Annotated in this window: 16 protein-coding genes and 1 tRNA gene; 8 read left to right on the forward strand and 9 right to left on the reverse strand. The window is 70.9% G+C overall.

The genetic code is table 11. The features are described from left to right. Positions 1-47 precede the first annotated feature (47 nt). The 3 genes from O7605_RS08405 to O7605_RS08415 all read right to left on the reverse strand — a co-directional run bounded on the left by O7605_RS08405 (position 48) and on the right by O7605_RS08415 (position 3,646). Positions 48-1,703, reverse strand: coding sequence for an FG-GAP-like repeat-containing protein (locus O7605_RS08405; RefSeq protein ID WP_269738637.1), 1,656 nt, complete (start codon positions 1,701-1,703; stop codon positions 48-50). Between the two features lie 31 nt (positions 1,704-1,734). Next, on the reverse strand, positions 1,735-3,378 hold the full coding sequence (locus O7605_RS08410; protein ID WP_269738638.1) for an FG-GAP and VCBS repeat-containing protein: 1,644 nt from the start codon (positions 3,376-3,378) through the stop codon (positions 1,735-1,737). A 181-nt stretch (positions 3,379-3,559) separates the two neighbouring features. Then, positions 3,560-3,646: transfer RNA gene (locus O7605_RS08415), tRNA-Ser, on the reverse strand. 75 nt (positions 3,647-3,721) lie between these two features. Here O7605_RS08415 and deoD point away from each other — a divergent pair. From deoD to O7605_RS08430, 3 genes are all read left to right on the forward strand, one after another. Continuing rightward, the gene (deoD, locus tag O7605_RS08420; protein ID WP_269738639.1) at positions 3,722-4,429 is read left to right on the forward strand and encodes a purine-nucleoside phosphorylase; all 708 of its coding nucleotides are present in this window, start codon (positions 3,722-3,724) and stop codon (positions 4,427-4,429) included. A gap of 123 nt (positions 4,430-4,552) precedes the next feature. After that, the gene (locus tag O7605_RS08425; protein WP_269738640.1) at positions 4,553-5,191 is read left to right on the forward strand and encodes a TetR/AcrR family transcriptional regulator; all 639 of its coding nucleotides are present in this window, start codon (positions 4,553-4,555) and stop codon (positions 5,189-5,191) included. Next, positions 5,188-5,640: an acyl-CoA thioesterase gene (locus tag O7605_RS08430; RefSeq protein ID WP_269738641.1), complete on the forward strand. Its 453-nt coding sequence runs from the start codon at positions 5,188-5,190 to the stop codon at positions 5,638-5,640. The genes O7605_RS08425 and O7605_RS08430 overlap by 4 nt, the downstream gene beginning before the upstream one ends. A gap of 9 nt (positions 5,641-5,649) precedes the next feature. Here the strand turns inward: O7605_RS08430 and O7605_RS08435 are convergent, their stop codons facing one another. The 4 genes from O7605_RS08435 to O7605_RS08450 form a co-directional block, all read right to left on the reverse strand. Further along, positions 5,650-6,138 carry a nucleoside deaminase gene (locus tag O7605_RS08435; RefSeq protein ID WP_269738763.1) on the reverse strand — a complete coding sequence of 163 codons (489 nt, stop codon included), beginning with the start codon at positions 6,136-6,138 and terminating at the stop codon, positions 5,650-5,652. 145 nt (positions 6,139-6,283) lie between these two features. After that, positions 6,284-6,814 (reverse strand): tRNA adenosine deaminase-associated protein, encoded by a 531-nt coding sequence (locus O7605_RS08440; RefSeq protein ID WP_269738642.1) that lies wholly within the window; start codon positions 6,812-6,814, stop codon positions 6,284-6,286. 131 nt (positions 6,815-6,945) lie between these two features. Beyond that, positions 6,946-7,113, reverse strand: a complete 168-nt coding sequence (locus O7605_RS08445; protein WP_170863604.1) for a hypothetical protein — start codon at positions 7,111-7,113, stop codon at positions 6,946-6,948. Positions 7,114-7,201: 88 nt separating this feature from the next. Beyond that, complete coding sequence (locus tag O7605_RS08450; RefSeq protein ID WP_269738643.1) at positions 7,202-7,543, reverse strand: hypothetical protein; 342 nt, start codon at positions 7,541-7,543, stop codon at positions 7,202-7,204. Between the two features lie 67 nt (positions 7,544-7,610). Here O7605_RS08450 and O7605_RS08455 point away from each other — a divergent pair, with 67 nt between their 5' ends. The 3 genes from O7605_RS08455 to O7605_RS08465 all read left to right on the forward strand — a co-directional run bounded on the left by O7605_RS08455 (position 7,611) and on the right by O7605_RS08465 (position 12,622). Continuing rightward, positions 7,611-8,399, forward strand: coding sequence for a M23 family metallopeptidase (locus O7605_RS08455; protein ID WP_269738644.1), 789 nt, complete (start codon positions 7,611-7,613; stop codon positions 8,397-8,399). A gap of 167 nt (positions 8,400-8,566) precedes the next feature. Further along, positions 8,567-11,485, forward strand: a complete 2,919-nt coding sequence (locus O7605_RS08460; RefSeq protein WP_269738645.1) for a glycosyl hydrolase — start codon at positions 8,567-8,569, stop codon at positions 11,483-11,485. A 72-nt stretch (positions 11,486-11,557) separates the two neighbouring features. Beyond that, the gene (locus O7605_RS08465) at positions 11,558-12,622 is read left to right on the forward strand and encodes a PHP domain-containing protein (protein WP_269738646.1); all 1,065 of its coding nucleotides are present in this window, start codon (positions 11,558-11,560) and stop codon (positions 12,620-12,622) included. 23 nt (positions 12,623-12,645) lie between these two features. On the opposite strand, the gene O7605_RS08470 is transcribed toward O7605_RS08465, so the two are convergent. Beyond that, entirely contained in the window at positions 12,646-13,656 is a 1,011-nt protein-coding gene (locus O7605_RS08470) for a DMT family transporter (protein WP_443083889.1), read from the reverse strand. Positions 13,657-13,743: 87 nt separating this feature from the next. Between O7605_RS08470 and O7605_RS08475 the strand changes: the two genes are divergently transcribed. Together O7605_RS08475 and O7605_RS08480 are read left to right on the forward strand one after the other, a co-directional pair. After that, positions 13,744-14,343, forward strand: a complete 600-nt coding sequence (locus O7605_RS08475) for a Uma2 family endonuclease (RefSeq protein ID WP_269738648.1) — start codon at positions 13,744-13,746, stop codon at positions 14,341-14,343. 49 nt (positions 14,344-14,392) lie between these two features. Continuing rightward, on the forward strand, positions 14,393-16,063 hold the full coding sequence (locus O7605_RS08480) for a DUF885 domain-containing protein (protein WP_269738649.1): 1,671 nt from the start codon (positions 14,393-14,395) through the stop codon (positions 16,061-16,063). A 106-nt stretch (positions 16,064-16,169) separates the two neighbouring features. On the opposite strand, the gene O7605_RS08485 is transcribed toward O7605_RS08480, so the two are convergent. Further along, positions 16,170-17,312: a DUF3068 domain-containing protein gene (locus O7605_RS08485; protein WP_269738650.1), complete on the reverse strand. Its 1,143-nt coding sequence runs from the start codon at positions 17,310-17,312 to the stop codon at positions 16,170-16,172. Between the last annotated feature and the right edge of the window lie 18 nt (positions 17,313-17,330).

Here is a 17,330-nt window from a genome sequence, read left to right on the forward strand (position 1 = left end):
CGTTCTGCTGTTCGTGCTGCTCGTCTGTGATCTGGGGGCGGGTGCGCTCAGTAGAGATAGCCGCCGCTCTGCGGGCCGGCGATCCGCATCCCGTACCGTCGCGGCCAGAGCCGATCGGTACGCAGCGACAGGCCACTCCAGGAACCAGCCTGGGCGACCAACCCGGTCGATGAACCGTGGAACCGTGAGATGGTGCCCGACGGGTATCCGGCCACGTCGCCCGCAACCTCCTCCCCACTAGACGCGACGATCGCGTCCAGCGGGCCGGTGCCGTTGAGGTTGAGGATCGCCACCGAGCTACCGAACAGGTCGCCGCGCTCCGCACCACCGGGGACGACCGAATGATCCTGGTCGAAGCCCTGCGCACCGGTGCCGGTCAGCCCGGACGCGGAGCCCTTCAGCAGGGCGAAGGTGCCCGCCCCGGCCTTCGTGCCGATCGCCTCGCCCGGCGCACCCACCAGCACGTCCGCCCGGCCGTCGCCGGTCACGTCACCGACCGCGAGCGTCCCGCCGAAGTTGTCCTCCTGCTCCGGTGATCCTGGCACTCCAGCCGTACGCTGGCTGATGATCTTCGCGGCGTCGCGGGACAGGCCACCGCTGCGGCCGGTGAAGACGGCGATGAGGCCCGCATTGATGGCCGGCGTCTGAGCGCCGGGCGCACCTGCGATCACCTCGCCGAGCCCGTCGCCGTCGACGTCACCGATCGCCAGCGTCTCACCGAGATACCAGGCGACGGTGTTCTCGTCGCCGGTCTTCGGGTAGACCGCCGCCCCGGTGACGGAGGTGGCCCCGCTGAGCTTCACTCCGCTGGCCGACCCCCACATCAGGGTCACCATGCCGGTGCCGTCCCAGGACTGGCGGTCGTTCTCCTGCGGCGCACCGATGACCAGGTCGGCGTACCTGTCGTTGTTGACCCTCCCGATGGCGAGGGTCCGGCCGAAATGGTCTTCGCGTTCGGCGGAACCCGGCACCGCCGCCTGGTCCTGGTGCAGCTGCTGGGCACCGACGGTGGTCACGCCACCAACGCTGCCGTAGAGGACGGTGACCGCGCCCGCGTCCTCGACGCTGCCGATCGCCTCCCGGAACGCGCCGACCGCCAGGTCGTCGCGGCCGTCACCGTTGATGTCACCGGCCGCGAGCGCCGACCCGAACGAGTCGAGCTCCTCGGCGCCACCCGGGACCCCAGCGGAACTCTGGTTGACGTGCTGCACCGAGTCGACCACCAGGCCGGTGCGGCTGCCCGGGATGACCCAGACCCCGCCGGCCCGGGTCTTGTTGCCGGGGTCCACCTCGTCCATGTCGCCGATCGCCAGGTCGTCGTAGCCGTCGCCGTTGAAGTCGCCGGCCACCAACGCCAGACCGAAACAGTGACAGCCACCGTCGGGCGGCAGCACCCCGGCGAAGTAGTCGACCTGCGGCGCGGACGAGTAGCGCACCACCACCACGCCGGTCGGATAGTGCGGCAGGTTGTAGTCGCCCGGGTCACCCGTGACGGCGATGTCGTCGACACCGTCACCGTCGAAGTCCGAACGGGTAGCACCTGTTCCCGTCACCGCGGTGGTGGTCTTCGCCACCCGGTGGTACTGAAGGGTGACGCCTTCCCGATCAAGGGTCCGGAACTCGTCCGCCGCCTGCGCTGGGGCGCTCACCACCAAGCCGGCCGCCACCGCCAGCACCGACACTCCGGCAATTCTCCGCCGCATCGCCATCCTCACCACCCTGGGGCCGCACCTGCTACCCATGCACCAGGTTCCAGCCGTATTCCTGAACGACAATGCGGTCGGTGTTCAGCGACCTCCCGCTCCACGACGTCGACTGCGGGACGAGCCCGCCGGAAGCCCCGTGGAACCGGGACAGCGTCCCGGATCCGTACCCCACCGAGTCACCGGTCACTTCCTCGTCGGGCGATCCCACCACGGCGTCCAGTGGGCCGGTGCCGTTGAGGTTCAGGATCGCCACCGAGGCGCCGAACCGGTCGTTGCGTTCCGCCGCACCCGGGACGACCGAGTGGTTCTGGTCGAACCCCTGGGCACCGCTGGCGGTCAGCCCCGACTTGCTTCCCTTGAGCAGCGCGATCGTGCCCGCCTCGGCCTTCGTACCGATCGCCTCGCCCGGCGCACCGATCAGCACGTCGGCCCGACCGTCGCCGGTCACGTCACCCACCGCGAGCGTTTCGCCGAACCGGTCCTCGTCCTCCTGCGCGCCTGGCACGCCCGGCGTGGCCTGCGTGAACACCTTCACGGCGCTGCCGGAGAGACCACCGGTGCGGCGGCCGGTGAAGACCGCGACCAGACCGGCGTTGATGTGAGGGCCCGGGCCCTGGGCACTCGGTGCTCCGACGACAACCTCACCCAGCCCGTCTCCGTTGACATCACCGACCGCGAGCGACCTGCCGAGATACCAGGCCACGGTGAACCGATGGCCGGTCGCGTGGTGGATCGCGGCGCCGGTGACCGAGGTGGCGCCGCTGAGCTTCACGCCGCTTGCCGATCCCCACATCAGGGTGACCATCCCGCTGCCGGACGCGCCCGACCCGTCGTTCTCGTTGGGCGCGCCGATGACCAGGTCGGCGTACCGGTTGTTGTTGACCTTCCCGATCGCCAGGCTCCACCCGAAACGATCCCGATGTTCTGCAGTGCCGGGCACCGCGGCCTGGTTCTGATGCAGTTGCTGGGCGCCGCTGGCGGTCAGGCCGTCAATCCCGCCGTAGAGGACGCTGACCGCACCCGCCTCCACCACACTGCCGATCGACTCTCCGGGGGCACCGACGGCCAGATCGTCCCGCCCGTCACCGTTGATGTCGCCCGTGGCCAGGGACGAGCCGAACCTGTCGTAGTCCTCCGAATCGCCGGGCACACCCGGTGACCCCTGAGTGAATCGCCGGGTCGAGTCGACCACCAGGCCGCTACTGCTGCCCGGGATGATCCAGACGGCCCCACCGGGGGCCTTGTTGCTCAGGTCGACCTCGACCTCGGCGCCGACCGCCAGGTCGTCGAACCCGTCACCATTGAAGTCACCGGCCGCCAGATCGCTGCCGAAGCCGGAACCAAGGTAGAGCGTCGCCGTGCCGATCAGGTAGTCGATGTGCGGCGCGGACGAATAACGCACCACGACCGCACCGGACGGGTGGTGGGGCAGAAAACTGTTGCCGCCGGGGTCGAAAGTTGCCGCGATGTCGTCGACACCGTCCCCGTCGAAGTCGGACCGGGTCGCACCCGTCCCCTTCATCAGGGTGACCGCCTTCGCCACCCGCTGGTGCTGCATCACGACACCGTCGCGGGTGATGGTCCGGAACTCGCTGGCCGCCTGCGCCGGTGCGGTCACCGCCAGCCCGGCCAACACCGTCAGAACACTGAAACCGGCAAGCTTCCGCCGCATCGAAAGACCTCACATCCCCGTAGTCGCTCCCACATCCTAGGGATACGTAGATCAAAAACCATGTCCGGTCGGCCAGACACGACGACCCGCATGGGCGGAAACCGGCAAGCACGCGCCTCGGAGAAAGCGGAACGCCCGGTGCGATCCTCACGGACCGACCGGGCGTTCTCGCTGCTGAGAGCGGTGGCGGAGGGATTTGAACCCTCGGAGGGCGTAAACCCTCACACGCTTTCGAGGCGTGCTCCTTAGGCCGCTCGGACACGCCACCGCCGACGAGGGTACAGGACCACCGGTTCCGACGCCGAACCGGTCCCGGCCGGGCCGGCCTGGCAGGATCGACGCCATGAGTACGCACATCGGCGCGAAGCCGGGCGAGATCGCCGAGCGGGTCCTGATGCCGGGTGACCCCCTGCGGGCCAAGTGGATCGCGGAGACCTACCTCGAGGGCGCGAACTGCTACTCGACGGTCCGGGGCATGCTGGGCTTCACCGGACGCTGGAACGGCGTCGAGGTTTCCGTGCAGGGCTCCGGCATGGGCATGCCCTCGGCGTCGATCTACGCCCACGAACTGGTGAACGAGTACGGCGTGAAGGCGCTGATCCGGGTCGGCTCGTGCGGCGCGCTCACCGAGGATCTCCAGCTCCGCGACGTGATCGCGGCGATCGGGTCGTCCACCGACTCGAACATGAACCGGATGCGTTTCGACGGGCTGATCGACTACGCCCCGGTCGCCGACTTCGGGTTGCTGCGTACCTCGGTCGAGGTGGCCGAGCGGCGCGGCATCGCCATGCGGGTCGGGCCGATCCTGGCGGCGGACGCCTTCTACACCGACCGGCCGGACCTCTACGACAGTCTCGCGGAGTACGGCGTGCTGGCGGTGGAGATGGAGTCGGCGGCGCTGTACACGATCGCGGCCCGGTTCAAGGCGCGGGCGCTGACCCTGCTGACCGTCAGCGATCACATCAAGACCGGCGAGAAGACCACCTCCCAGGAGCGGGAGCAGACCTTCAGCCAGATGGTCGAGATCGCCCTGGACACCATCACCGCCTGAGCGCCACCGAGACGTCCCGCCACCCCCCGTGCGGTGGCGGGACGTCGCTGTGTCGGCGTCGGTGTGACGGCCTCCACTCGATGAATGTATACGACCGGTCGTTCTTTTTAGTAGTCTCACCGCATGACCGTCGACGGCCGGCTCGCCCGGGGGCAGCGCACCCGCACCGCCGTGCTGGACGCCGCCGTCAGCCTGGCCTCCGCGAGCGGTCTCGACGGGCTCTCGCTCGGGCATCTCGCCGAGTCGCTCGGGGTCAGCAAGTCCGGCCTCTTCGCGCACTGGCGATCGAAGGAGGAGTTGCAGCTCGCCACCATCGACCGGGCCGTCGCCCAGTGGCAGGAACAGATCATCGGCCCGGCGTTGCGCACCCCCCGGGGCGTACGCCGGATCCACGCCCTGCACGAGGCCCGGATCGTCTTCTACGCCGGCCGGGTGCTGCCCGGCGGCTGCTTCTTCGCCACCACGGAGTTCGAATTCAATGCCCGGCCCGGCGCGGTCCGTGACCGTCTCGCCGAGGTCATCGCCGCCTGGACGGCGTTCCTGGAACGGCTCGTCGCCGAGGCGGTCGAGCTGGGCGAGTTGCCCGCCGACACGGATGTCGCGCTGCTGGCGTACGAGATCGACGCCTACGGCATCGCCGCCGCCATGCGCTCCCGCCTGCTCGACCCCGAGATCACCTACCGGCACGCCCGCCACGGCGTGCTGGGCCGCCTGCGGGCGCTCTGCCCCGATCCCGCTCTGCTACCGGAAGGCCCGTCATGAGTAACGCAGTCGCCGAACAGCCGGCCGTCGAGTACGGCCACGTCGAGCCCGCCATGGTCCACTTCGACGACCTCGACGCGCTCGGCATCCTGCACAACGCCCGGTACGCGCTGCTGCTGGAGCGGGCGCTCACCGCGTACTGGTCCGACCGTGGCGTCGCCTACCAGGCCGGACGGGCCAGCACACCCGACGTCTTCCACGCGGTACGCGAGTTCACCATCAGCTACCTCGCGCCCGTCACCGGCACCGGCCCGGTCGCCGTGCACTTCTGGCTGGAGCACCTCGGCACCAGCAGCGCCCGGTACGCCTTCCGCTTCCATTCGCTCGACGGCACCACGACGTACGCGGAAGGACACCGCACGGTCGTCCGCCTCGACCCGGCGACCCTGCGGCCGGCACCGTGGACCGACACCGCCCGGGCGGTCGCCAGCACCCTGCTCCGCTCCTGACCCTCGACGTCAGCGGAAGAAGGCGCGCAGGACGGCGGCGGTCTCGGCTTCCAGGATGCCGCCGTACACCTCGGGCCGGTGGTTGAGCCGGCGGTCGCGCAGCACGTCCCAGAGCGAACCGGCGGCGCCGGTCTTGGGTTCCCAGGCACCGAAGACCACCGTCGAGACCCGGGCCAGCACCAGCGCCCCGGCGCACATCGTGCAGGGTTCGAGGGTCACCACGAGGGTGCAGCCGTCCAGCCGCCAGTGTCCCAGCCGCTCGGCCGCCCGGCGCAACGCGAGCACCTCGGCGTGCGCGGTCGGGTCGCCGGTCAGTTCGCGTTCGTTGCGACCGATCGCCAGCTCACGGCCGTCCGGCCCGTAGAGCACCGCGCCCACCGGTACGTCGCCGGACTGGCCGGGCTCACCCGCGACGGCGTCACCGACCACCGCGCCGGCCGCACCGCCGCCCGAGGGCGCAACATCTCCGGTCACCGCGACTTCGAGGGCGCGGCGCATCCAGAGTTCGTGGCGCTGTCGCCGGCCGGTGCCGGTCGGGTCGGCCAGGTGCTCGTCCGCTCCCGGCCCGCGCCGACCGACCGATCCGGGGGTGGGTTGCCCCGGCCGGACCGTCTCCAGCGCCGGATCGGTGACGTCGGAGGGCTCAGACCTCACGCAGTTCCTCGACGTCGTCGACGCAGCCCAGGACCTGGCAGATCTCGGCGGTGACGTCGGCCGGCATCATTCCCTCGTGGGCGCAGAGCGCGAGCAGCCGTTGCGCGGGGACGCCCAGGTCGGTCAGGAGATCCGCCTCGCCGACCGGGTCCGCCTCCGGGTCGACGGCAGGCTGCTCGCTGTCCTCGTCACCGCTGGTGGCGGCCGGACGCACCTCTTCGGGCTCGTCGAGCCCGGTCACCGACGTCTTCAGGTCACCGACCAACAGGGCACCCAGCCGGGATTCCTCCGCGTACGCCGAGTCGGAGCCGAAGACCCGCAGGTCCTCACCCTCGTCGAGGCGCAGGATCACCAGATAGGTGTCGTCCGCCTCGACGAACAGCAGCGACAGGTCCGCGTCCGGGGCGACGTCGCGGAGCCGCTCGGCGACCTCATCGACGTCGGCGGCACCCCGCAGACTGAGCTCGGCGGCGGTCCAGCCGCCCTTCTCGCGCACGACGGCCGCAGCGAAGTACGACACGGTTCCCCCAAGTTGCCTCGGCACAGCACTCGCCGATCCGTTACGCGTGCACGTTAGCCGGTCGGGTCGGCAGGCGACCGGTCAACGCCCCGAAGGGCCGGTCATTCCTGGGGAAGGATCTTCGGAGCCGCTCAGCCGGCGAGACGCCGACGAGTGGCGATCAGTTGGCGGAGCTGCGCGGTGCGGGCGCGCTGTGGCCGTTCGCGTTCGCGTACCGCGCGCGCGTCCGCCAACTGCGCCAGGAGCTGGAGGCGGCGGCGGCTGCGATCGGGATCCAGCCGCGGAGTGGTCCAGGCCATACCGGGAGAGTGCCGAGTCGTGGCCATCGAAGTCAAGACGGGTTTCGGTGGCCGCGCGACGACGCAGCGCAGTCGCCGCCGGAGGTGCTCACCAGAGCGGCCAGTCGCCGCTGCTCACCCAGCGGGTGACGACCGCCGCGGTGGCGATGCTCCAGCCTCCGGCGGTGACGATCGCGATGCCGGCCGCCACTCCCCGGTCGCCGTACCCGACCATCACCAGGGCCGTGAGCCAGGCCAGCGCGCCGGCGAGCAGGGTCCACCAGACGTACCCGACGAGGCTGCCACCGAGCAGGCCGAAGAGGACCAGCCAGGCCAGGGTTCCGAACGCACCCGCCGCGACGCCGCCGCCGCCGACCGGATTCGGCTCCCGGTAGGTCGGGCGTGGTGGCCGTCCGGTGGGAAAGAGGCCCGACGGGTTGTACGGCAACACCGGTACCACTCCTCCGCACGCACGGACGCTGTGCCCACCACCGTACCGAGTCTGTCAGGATGGCCGGATGGTTCCGCTGACGATCGGACGCCGGCGCGCGTACGCCCTGTTGCTGCTCGCGCCGGTGCTCGCGGCGAGCGGCTGCGGTGTGCCCGACGCACCGACGGGCGCCGGCCCGACCGCACTGGTCAGCCCGACCGCCGTGTCGAGCCCGACCGCCGGGCTGAGTCCGACGGCCGGGGTGAGCCCGACGGCCGGGGCGACCACCGGCGCACCCGGCGCGACCAGCGCGGCGCCCGATCGTCCGGACCAGCCGGCGACACCGCGCGCGGGCCTGCCGCACGTCTTTCCGGTACGCGCCAAGAAGGTGTCGTATCACCCGACCCACTCGGCGTACCCCGGGACGGACATCTTCGCCGACTGTGGTGAGCCGGTCGTCGCGGTCACCGACGGCACGATCGGTGAGGTCAGCCGGCGTGACCGGTACCGGAAGAGCGGTCCACAGGGGCCGTACAACGGCGGCCTGTCCGTGTCGGTAATCGGTGACGACGGGGTGCGTTACTACGGCTCACACCTGACCGAGATCGCCGAAGGCGTCGACGCCGGGGTGCGGGTACGGGCCGGCCAGCAGCTCGGCACGGTGGGCCGCACCGGCAACGCCAACAACGTCTGCCATCTGCACTTCGGCATCTCCCCGCCGTGCCTGGGCGAGGACGGCTGGTGGATCCGCCGGGGTGTGGTCTGGCCCGCGCCGTACCTCGACTCGTGGCGCAAGGGCGGCAACCGGGAGCCGGCGGCCGAGGTGACCGAGTGGCATCGCAAGCACGGCTGCCCGAGGAAGCCGCCGACGCGCTGATCCGGCGTCATCCGCGTTTCATCAGTCCGAAACATTGACGCAGGTCTCGCTGGTGAACTACCGTCCGGCGTAACTAGAGAGAGCGCTCTCTCAGGTCACTAACGTTCACAATACCGACGAAGCGTGCGCCGACCGGCGCGGCCGGGCCGGCACGCGTTGGAGGAAAGATGAGACCTCCCGTCCCACGCCGCCCCCACCATCGAATCCTGGCCGCCACCGCCGCCGCGACCCTGGTCCTCGGCGGGCTGGCCGTCATCGCCGGCTCCGCGGCGCAGGCCGCGCCGGTCGGTGCCGGCAGCTACACCACCACCGCGGTCGGCCCGCTCCCCAGCGGCTGCGGCACCATCGCCAGCAACCCCCGGCAGTACGTCACCGCCGCCGCGCCATCGGGGGCCGTACCCACCAACGACTGGTGGTCGTCGCTGCTGTGGAAGCGGCTGAACTGCACCTTCAGCGAGCCCCTGCACGCCCATCCGGTGTCCTACCAACCCGTCACCGACGGGCTGGGCTTCTCCGCCACCTCAACTCCCGCCATCTCCGGCACCGCAACCGGGGTCGGCGAGTTCAAGTACCCGTACGTCGAGGACATCCGGGTCGGCGTGGCCGGACTGGCCGCCCCCAACGCGCTGGTGGACGGTTGGACGGACTGGACGGTCACCCCGTACTGGAGCGACGGGGCGCGGACGATGCGCGCCACCATCGGCCACGGGTTGCCGCTCGCGTACTTCCGGACCAGCGGCGGCGACGCGGTGATCAACGCGACCGGCGGCAGCCCCACGGTCTGGTCCAACAGCGGCAGCAGCATCGGCTTCACCGTGCGCGGCCACGACTACGTGGCGTACGCGCCGACCGGCGCGACCTGGACCGTCAGCGGCAGCCGGATCAGCTCCAACCTCGCCGGGCGCGGCTACTTCACCGTCGCGCTGCTCCCGGCCACCGGTGGCGGCAGCGCCCGCACCCAGCTGGCCAACACCTACGGTCAGTACGCGCACGCCCACGTCACCGGCACCCGGGTCAGCTACAGCTACAACGCGGCGACCAGCCGGGTGGAGACCCGGTACGCCTTCACCACCACACCCCGCGAGGGCACCGAGACGCGGACGGTGGTCAGCCTCTACCCACACCAGTGGCGGGCGCTGACCGGGACCACCCCGATCGCACCGACCTACCCGTCCGCCCGGGGCCGGATGAAGGTGGTCACCGGGGTCGGCGAGTTCCGCACCTCGATGCGGTTCAACGGGGTACTGCCCGAGCTGCCCGCCGTCGCCACCGGAACCGGCGCCGACCTGACCACGCTGCGGCAGCACCTGGCGGCGGTGCGGGCCAACCCGATGGACCAGCGCGGCAACGACACCTACTGGACCGGCAAGGGGCTCGGCCGGGCCGCCCGCATCGCCGAGATCGCCGACCTGGTCGGGGACAGCGAGACCCGCACCTCGGCGCTGAACGCCATCCGCACCACCCTCAACGACTGGCTCACCGCCTCGTCCGGCGAGACCCAGCGGCTGTTCTACTACGACCAGCGGTGGGGAACACTCATCGGCTACCCGGCGTCGTACGGCTCCGACCAGGAACTCAACGACCACCACTTCCACTACGGCTACTACATCGCCGCCGCCGCCACGCTCGCCAAGTTCGACCCGAACTGGGCCCGGCAGGACCAGTACGGCGGCATGATCGACCTGCTCATCCGGGACGCGAACAACTACGACCGGTCGGACACCCGCTTCCCGTACCTGCGCGACTTCGACATCTACGCCGGGCACGACTGGGCCTCCGGGCACGGCGCGTTCGCCAGCGGCAACAACCAGGAGTCGTCGTCGGAGGGGATGAACTTCGCCAACGCCCTGATCCAGTGGGGGCAGGTCACCGGCAACACCGCGGTACGCGACGCCGGCATCTACCTCTACACCACGCAGGCCGCGGCGATCCACGAGTACTGGTTCGACGTCACCGGCGAGAACTTCCCCGCCGAGTTCGGGCACTCCAACGTGGGCATGGTCTGGGGTGACGGCGGCGCGTACGCCACCTGGTTCAGCGCCGAGCCCGAGATGATCCAGGGCATCAACCTGCTGCCGATCACCGGTGGGCATCTCTACCTGGGCCAGCACCCGAACTACAACTCGGTGAAGTACGCCGAACTGGTCCGCAACAACGGCGGCGAGCCGACCGTGTGGCAGGACATCCACTGGCAGTTCCTCGCCCTCGGTGACGCCGACGCGGCGCTGGCCAAGCTGCGGGCCAACCCCGGCTACACCCCGGAGGAGGGCGAGAGCCGGGCGCACACCTTCCACTGGGTCCGCAACCTGGCGGCTCTCGGCCGGGTCGACACCGGGATCACCGCCGACCACCCGCTGGCCGCGGTGTTCAACCGCAACGGAGCCCGGACGTACGTCGCCAGCAACATCTCCGGCTCGCCGCTGACCGTGCGGTTCTCCGACGGCACGCAGCTGACCGTGGCGGCCGGGCGCACCACCACGAGTGGGGCGCACACCTGGAGCGGAGGCAGTGGCGGCGGAGGTACGCCGCCGAGCCCGACACCGACACCGACGCCGACATCCACCCCGACCCCGACCCCGACGCCCACTCCCACGCCGACGCCGACCGCCCCGCCGTCCAGCTCACCGGTGCGCTACCTGCTGTCCGGTGGCGGTCTGGGTGCCGCCGGCAGCGCCGGCACCACCACCGTGGGCAGCGCCGGTGGCGCGAACCACGACGGCACGCCACGTAACCCGGTGGTGTTCACCGCGACCGGGCTCAACCTCGACCACACCGGCGGGCAGACCGCGTTCGACCTCTTCCTGGACGCCGGCACGGCGGTCGGCAACGGGGTGCAGGCCCGCGTCTCGTACGACCTGACCGGTGACGGCAGTTGGGAGCGGGTGGAGACGTACCGCTACTTCGCCACCGACCCGGTACCGGGCTGGGAGCACTACACCCAGACCGCCGGGCTGCACTCCAGCAGCGGTTCCCTCGGCAACCTGCGCAGCGGCACCGTCCGGGTGGAGGTGTGGTCCGCCATCGGCAACAACTCCACCACCCTCGGTGTCGGTAACCGCTCCCTGGTGCGGCTGCCGTACGCCTGATCGCTCACCCTGCTCCGCCCCGCGCCGCCGGTCGTCCCGCGACCGGCGGCGCGGCCGCGTAGGTTTCATGGCATGACCGAGCGCGACCCCATCGCCGACCTGCGCCGGATCGCCTTCCTGCTGGAGCGGGCGAACGAGGCCACCTACCGGGTACGCGCCTTCCGGTCGGCGGCCAAGGCGCTGGCCGCGCTGCCGGCCGAGGAGGTGACCGAGCGGGCCCGGACCGGCAAGCTCACCGAGCTGACCGGGGTCGGCGACGTCACCGCCCGCTGCGTGGCCGAGTCGGTGGCCGGGGAGGAGCCGGTCTACCTGCGCCGGCTGGTCGCCACCGAGGGCACTGACCTGGACGCCGAGGCCACCGCCCTGCGTACCGCCCTTCGCGGCGACTGCCACACCCACTCCGACTGGTCAGACGGTGGGTCACCGATTGAGGAGATGGCGCTGGCCGCCGTGGAGCTGGGCCACGAGTACCTGGTGCTGACCGACCATTCGCCCCGGCTGAAGGTGGCCCGTGGGCTCACCGCGGACCGGCTCCGCCGCCAGCTCGACCACGTGGCCCGGCTCAACGAGGCGCTGCCGGAGGGGTTCCGCATCCTCACCGGTATCGAGGTGGACATCCTCGCCGACGGTTCGCTCGACCAGGACGAGGAGTTGCTGGCCCGGCTGGATGTGGTGGTCGGGTCGGTGCACAGCGGGCTGAACGACGACCGGGCGAAGATGACCCGCCGGATGCTGACCGCCATCGCGAACCCGCACCTGGACATCCTCGGCCACTGCACGGGCCGGATGGTCTCGTCGCGGCCGGCCGGGGTGACCGGGCCGGGCGACCGGGGGCACCGCGCCCGGACCCGGGCGGAGAGCGATTTCGACGCCGACGCCGTCTTCGCCGCCTGCGTGGCACACGACACCGCCGTGGAGATCAATTCGCGCCCGGAGCGGCAGGATCCGCCGAAGCGGTTGATCCGGCGGGCGCTGGAGGCCGGTTGCCGGTTCGCCATCAACACCGACGCGCACGCGCCCGGCCAGTTGGACTGGCAGCGCTTCGGCTGCGAGCGGGCCGCATTGTGCGGAGTCCCCGCCGACCGCGTGGTCAACACATGGACGGCCGACGAACTGGTGGCCTGGACAGGTGCCTGACCGCCCCGCTCGCCCGCGTTCGGTCAGCGGGTGGCGGGCTCGACGAGCGGTGCCGTCGGGGCGCCCACCCCCGGCGCGACCCGGCGACGCCGTCGGCCGAGCAGGCCCTGCGACACGGCCACGCCGAGCAGCACGATCAGCGCCCCGACCGGCTGGTGCCAGGTGAGCCGCTCGCCGAGCACGACGGCGCCGATGAGCACCGCGAACACCGGGATCAGGTACGTCACGGTGGAGGCGGTGGTCGCGCCCACGACCCGGATGTTCCGCAGATGGATCACGAAGGCGAGCCCGGTGCCGAGCGCGCCCAGCGCCAGCACGGCCGCGAGCACCCGCGGCGACAGCGCGGTCGGCAGCGGCGGCGCACCGGCCACCACCGGTGCCACGATGGCGAGCTGGACCGCCGCGACGATCAGCTGCGCCGCCGACAGGGACAACCCCGACAGGGTGCTGCCGGCGATGAACTTCTTCTGGTACGGGATGGCCAGGCCGTAGCAGGCGGCGGCACCGAAGCACATGAGCTGGCCGACGAAGTGCGCGCCGCCGACGCCCTGCCAGACGCCGAGCACCACCATCACCCCGGTGAAGCCGAGCCCCAGCCCGACCGCACCGCGCACGGTCAGCCGCTCGGTGCGGAACACCAGCACCGCCAGCGGCAGCACGACGAGCGGAGTGGTCGCGTTCCAGATGCCGGCGAGCATCGACTCGACCCGCTGCTCGCCGTAGCCGAACAGGGTGAACGGCAGCGCCACCCCGAAGGCGGCGATCACCGTCAGGTGGCCCCAGACCCGCGGATCGCGGGGCAGCCGGTCCCGCAGCACGGCGAGCACCACCAGCAGGGTCAGCGCGCCGGAGCCGACCCGGTAGAGGGTGAGATGCAGCGGGTGCAGCTCGGCCACCCCGACCTTGATGAAGAGGAAGCTGGAACCCCAGATCGCGGCGAGGGCGATGAAGCCGGGCAGCCAGCTCCGCAGCGCCGGTCGGTCAGGGGTGAAGTCGCCTGTCACCCCTGACACTCTGCCGCCGGGGTACGACATTGTCCTGCGGTTTTCGGCCGTCGTGTCGCGCGCCACAGAAACCACATACATTTGTAGAGCGTTGACCGACCGAGGAGGTGTAACACCATGGCGATGCCGATCCGCTTCGACCCGCTCGTCGACCTCGACGGCATGTGGACGGCCCAGCTCGCCGACCGCTACCTCCCGTTGCCTGAGCTACCCGATGCGCGCTACGAGTGCATCGACGGGAGGTTGGTCATGACGCCCGCCGAGGTCGGCACGAACAGCTACGGCGAGATCGAACTCGCCCATCTGCTCAAAGCCGCTGCCAGAGCCCACGGCTTCTACGTCTTCGGGCAGGTGAACCTCACCTTCTCGCCGCAGCGGTGGATCCAGCCGGACGTCACCGTGCTGCACGAGTTGCCGAAGACGGACGAGGAGGATCGCTGGATCCCGGCCCACCTGTGCACCATGGCCGTGGAGTTCGTCTCCCCCGGCAGCCGCCGGCAGGACTTCGTCGACAAACCGATGCGCTGCGCCGAGGGTCGGGTGCCCTACTTCATGCGGGTGGAGATCTCCCGCCGGCTGCGGCACGTCGCGGTGGAGCTGTTCACCCTCGGTAAGTTCGGCGGCTACGACACGCTCGCCAAGGCGGTCAGCGGCGACCGACTCCGCGCCGACGAGCCGTTCCCGATCGACTTCGACCCGGCCGACCTGCTGCCCTGACCGGTTCGGCGGCACCACCTCGGCGCCCGCCTCGCGTAGGGTGCGCAGCGTGGGAAGAATCGACGAGCTGGCCGACCGCTACGTCGCCGAGTGGGCGGCGCTGAGCCCGACCGGCGCCACCTATGTCGGCATCGCCGGCCATGACGACAAGTTCGACGACCTGTCACCGGACGGGTACGCCGCGCGCGCCGAGTTGGCCCGACGTGCCCTGGCCGAGCTCGACACCATCGAGCCGGAGACGGAGGCCGAGCGCACCGCGCGCGAGGCGATGCAGGAGCGCCTCGGTCTCGAACTGGACCTGTACGACGCCGGCGAGACCACCAGCGAGGTCAGCGTCATCACCAGCGGGCTGCACGAGATCCGGATGGTCTTCGACCTGATGCCCACGGACGGGGAGCAGGCCCGGGCCAACCTGGCCGCCCGGCTGAACCTCTTCCCGCACGCGTTGGAGGAGTACAAGACCACGTTGCGCGAGGCGGCGGCGGCCGGGCGGGTCAGCTCGCGTACCCAGCTGATCGAGGTGGCCAAGCAGTGCGACGTCTGGGTCGATCCGGACGGTGACAACGTCTTCCACGGGCTTGTCGAACGGCTGGGCGAACAGGGCCCCCTCGGCTCCGAGCTGCGCCGCGGCGCGGCGGCGGCCACGGCGGCGACCGCCGAGTTCGGCCAGTTCCTGCGCACCGAGCTGGCCCCGCACGGGCGGGAGAAGCAGGCCGCCGGCCGCGAACGCTACGAGCTGGCCTCCCAGTACTTCCTCGGTGCCCGCATCGACCTCGACGAGACGTACGCCTGGGGGTTCGCCGAGTTGGCCCGGTTGGAGGCCGACATGCGGACGGTGGCCGCCCAGATCGCCGGTCCGAGCGCGACCATCGACGAAGCCGTGGCGACGTTGGACGCCGACCCGGCGCGCACCATCCGGGGTCGGGACGCGTTCCGCGACTGGATGCAGGAGTTGGCCGATCAGGCGATCAGCAACCTGCACGGCACCCATTTCGACATCCCCGAGCAGGTCCGGCGGATCGAGTGCATGATCGCGCCGACCAGCGACGGCTCGATCTACTACACCGGCCCGAGCGAGGACTTCACCCGCCCGGGTCGGATGTGGTGGGCGGTGCCGCAGGGCCTGACGGACTTCTCCACCTGGCGGGAGGTGACCACCGTCTACCACGAGGGGGTCCCCGGCCATCATCTCCAGATCGGCCAGACCGCAGTCCGGGCCGATCTGCTCAACCGCTGGCAGCGGCTGCTCTGCTGGGTCTCCGGGCACGGTGAGGGTTGGGCGTTGTATGCCGAGCGGCTGATGGAGGAACTGGGCTACCTGGACGACCCGGGCAACCGGCTCGGCATGCTGGACGGTCAGGCGCTGCGGGCGGCTCGGGTGATCGTGGACATCGGCATGCACCTGGAGCTGGAGATTCCCAAGGACAACCCGTTCGACTTCCATCCGGGCGAGCGGTGGACCCCGGAGCTTGGTTGGGAGTTCCTGCGGGCGCACTGCCGGGTGCCGGACGAGATACTGCGCTTCGAGCTCAACCGCTACCTGGGTTGGCCGGGGCAGGCGCCGTCGTACAAGGTGGGCGAGCGGATCTGGCTTCAGGCGCGGGAGGACGCGAAGGCCCGCAAGGGCGCCGACTTCGACCTGCGGGAGTTCCATCGCCAGGCGCTCGACCTCGGCGGGCTCGGTCTCGACCCGCTGCGCCGTGCCCTGGCCCGCCTCTGACACCTGTGCGGTCGGCTGGTCTGGCGGATGACGGGCCGGACACCCGAGCGTCGATGTCCGCAGGGGGCGGGCCGACGGCCCGCCCCCCCCGACATCACTTCTGGTGCTACTGCTTCTCCGACTCGCCCTGTGCCGCCCGCTGGCTCGGCACCGTGGGCTCCTCGGACTTCCAGTTGGTCGAGGCGGGCGGGATCTCGTCGGTCAACGGCCCACCCTCCCGCGCGTCGTCCCGCACCGGTGGCTGGTCGACGCGGGTCGGTGCCGGGTCCACGGCGGCGTGCCTGGCCACCGTGGCCGGCCTACGGCTACGGGAGACCAGCAGCCCGACCAGGATCAGCACCAGGCCCAGCACGGCGAGGCCGAGCGGCGCGAAGACACCGAGGATGTTGAGCTGGTTCCGGCTCTCCTTGGCCCGGTCCACCGAGGACGCCACCGTCTCCTCGTTGTAGGAGAAGTCGGCGTCGAGCAGCGTCACCGGGGTGCCCGTGTTCGGCACGAGCACCTTCTTCTGCTGCTCCCGGACCTTCAGGTAGGAACCGGTGACCGGGTCCACCCAGACCGTACGGGTGTTGCTGTAGACGACGTCACCCGAGGTGGAGCCGGGCGCGAGCGCGCCGAGCAGCAGTCCCACCCGGTCGGTGGCCAACGGCAGCTTCTCGTCGGTGATGACCTGCTCGTACCGGTACGCCTCGACGCCGTTGACGTCCTCGGTGCCCTTGAACTCGGCCATCCGGGTCTGCCGCAGATCCCGGTCGAAGACCTCGTAGTTCTCCTTGGCGGAGTTGAACGGGAACTTGTAGACCTGGCCGGCGAAGGCGACCTTCTCCGGCGTGCCGCTCTCGTCGAGGAACTGCTCGTTCCAGTCCACAGCCGCCGCGGAGACCCGATCCAGCGCCAGCTCGGCGCCGTACGCGCTGACCAACGCCTTGGTATCGGTCCGCTCGACGGTCTGGCCGACCCGCCAGACCACCGCGTCACCGGCGAGGTCACCGCTGAGCGCCGCGGTCTTGGCGCGCTCCGGGGTGACCTGGACGGTCGACTTCAGATCCGTCTGATCGACGATGTCGACCGCACCGTTGGTGATCTGTAGGAACGTCGCCCCTTTGGCCTCGGCCACCGACGTCGACGAATCGAGGTCGTAGGGCAGTTTGGTCATCGCGGGCTTGACGACGAACACCAACCCGGCGGCCAGCGCCAGGAGCAGGACGCCGCCGCCGAACAGCACGGCACCCACGGCGCGGTGCTTCATGTTTCCTCCCTGAGGAGC

The sequence above is a fragment of the Verrucosispora sp. WMMA2121 genome, assembly GCF_027460185.1.
GTDB classification, from domain to species: Bacteria; Actinomycetota; Actinomycetes; order Mycobacteriales; family Micromonosporaceae; genus Micromonospora; species Micromonospora palythoicola.

What these genes read in the sequence shown, in the direction of transcription:
- O7605_RS08405 (WP_269738637.1), bottom strand. Translation starts at nt 1,703, where the DNA reads ATGCGGCGGAGAATTGCCGGAGTGTCGGTGCTGGCGGTGGCGGCCGGC.
- O7605_RS08410 (WP_269738638.1), bottom strand. Translation starts at nt 3,378, where the DNA reads ATGCGGCGGAAGCTTGCCGGTTTCAGTGTTCTGACGGTGTTGGCCGGG.
- deoD (WP_269738639.1), top strand. Translation starts at nt 3,722, where the DNA reads ATGAGTACGCACATCGGCGCGAAGCCGGGCGAGATCGCCGAGCGGGTC.
- O7605_RS08425 (WP_269738640.1), top strand. Translation starts at nt 4,553, where the DNA reads ATGACCGTCGACGGCCGGCTCGCCCGGGGGCAGCGCACCCGCACCGCC.
- O7605_RS08430 (WP_269738641.1), top strand. Translation starts at nt 5,188, where the DNA reads ATGAGTAACGCAGTCGCCGAACAGCCGGCCGTCGAGTACGGCCACGTC.
- O7605_RS08435 (WP_269738763.1), bottom strand. Translation starts at nt 6,138, where the DNA reads ATGCGCCGCGCCCTCGAAGTCGCGGTGACCGGAGATGTTGCGCCCTCG.
- O7605_RS08445 (WP_170863604.1), bottom strand. Translation starts at nt 7,113, where the DNA reads ATGGCCTGGACCACTCCGCGGCTGGATCCCGATCGCAGCCGCCGCCGC.
- O7605_RS08455 (WP_269738644.1), top strand. Translation starts at nt 7,611, where the DNA reads ATGGTTCCGCTGACGATCGGACGCCGGCGCGCGTACGCCCTGTTGCTG.
- O7605_RS08460 (WP_269738645.1), top strand. Translation starts at nt 8,567, where the DNA reads ATGAGACCTCCCGTCCCACGCCGCCCCCACCATCGAATCCTGGCCGCC.
- O7605_RS08465 (WP_269738646.1), top strand. Translation starts at nt 11,558, where the DNA reads ATGACCGAGCGCGACCCCATCGCCGACCTGCGCCGGATCGCCTTCCTG.
- O7605_RS08470 (WP_443083889.1), bottom strand. Translation starts at nt 13,656, where the DNA reads ATGTCGTACCCCGGCGGCAGAGTGTCAGGGGTGACAGGCGACTTCACC.
- O7605_RS08475 (WP_269738648.1), top strand. Translation starts at nt 13,744, where the DNA reads ATGGCGATGCCGATCCGCTTCGACCCGCTCGTCGACCTCGACGGCATG.
- O7605_RS08485 (WP_269738650.1), bottom strand. Translation starts at nt 17,312, where the DNA reads ATGAAGCACCGCGCCGTGGGTGCCGTGCTGTTCGGCGGCGGCGTCCTG.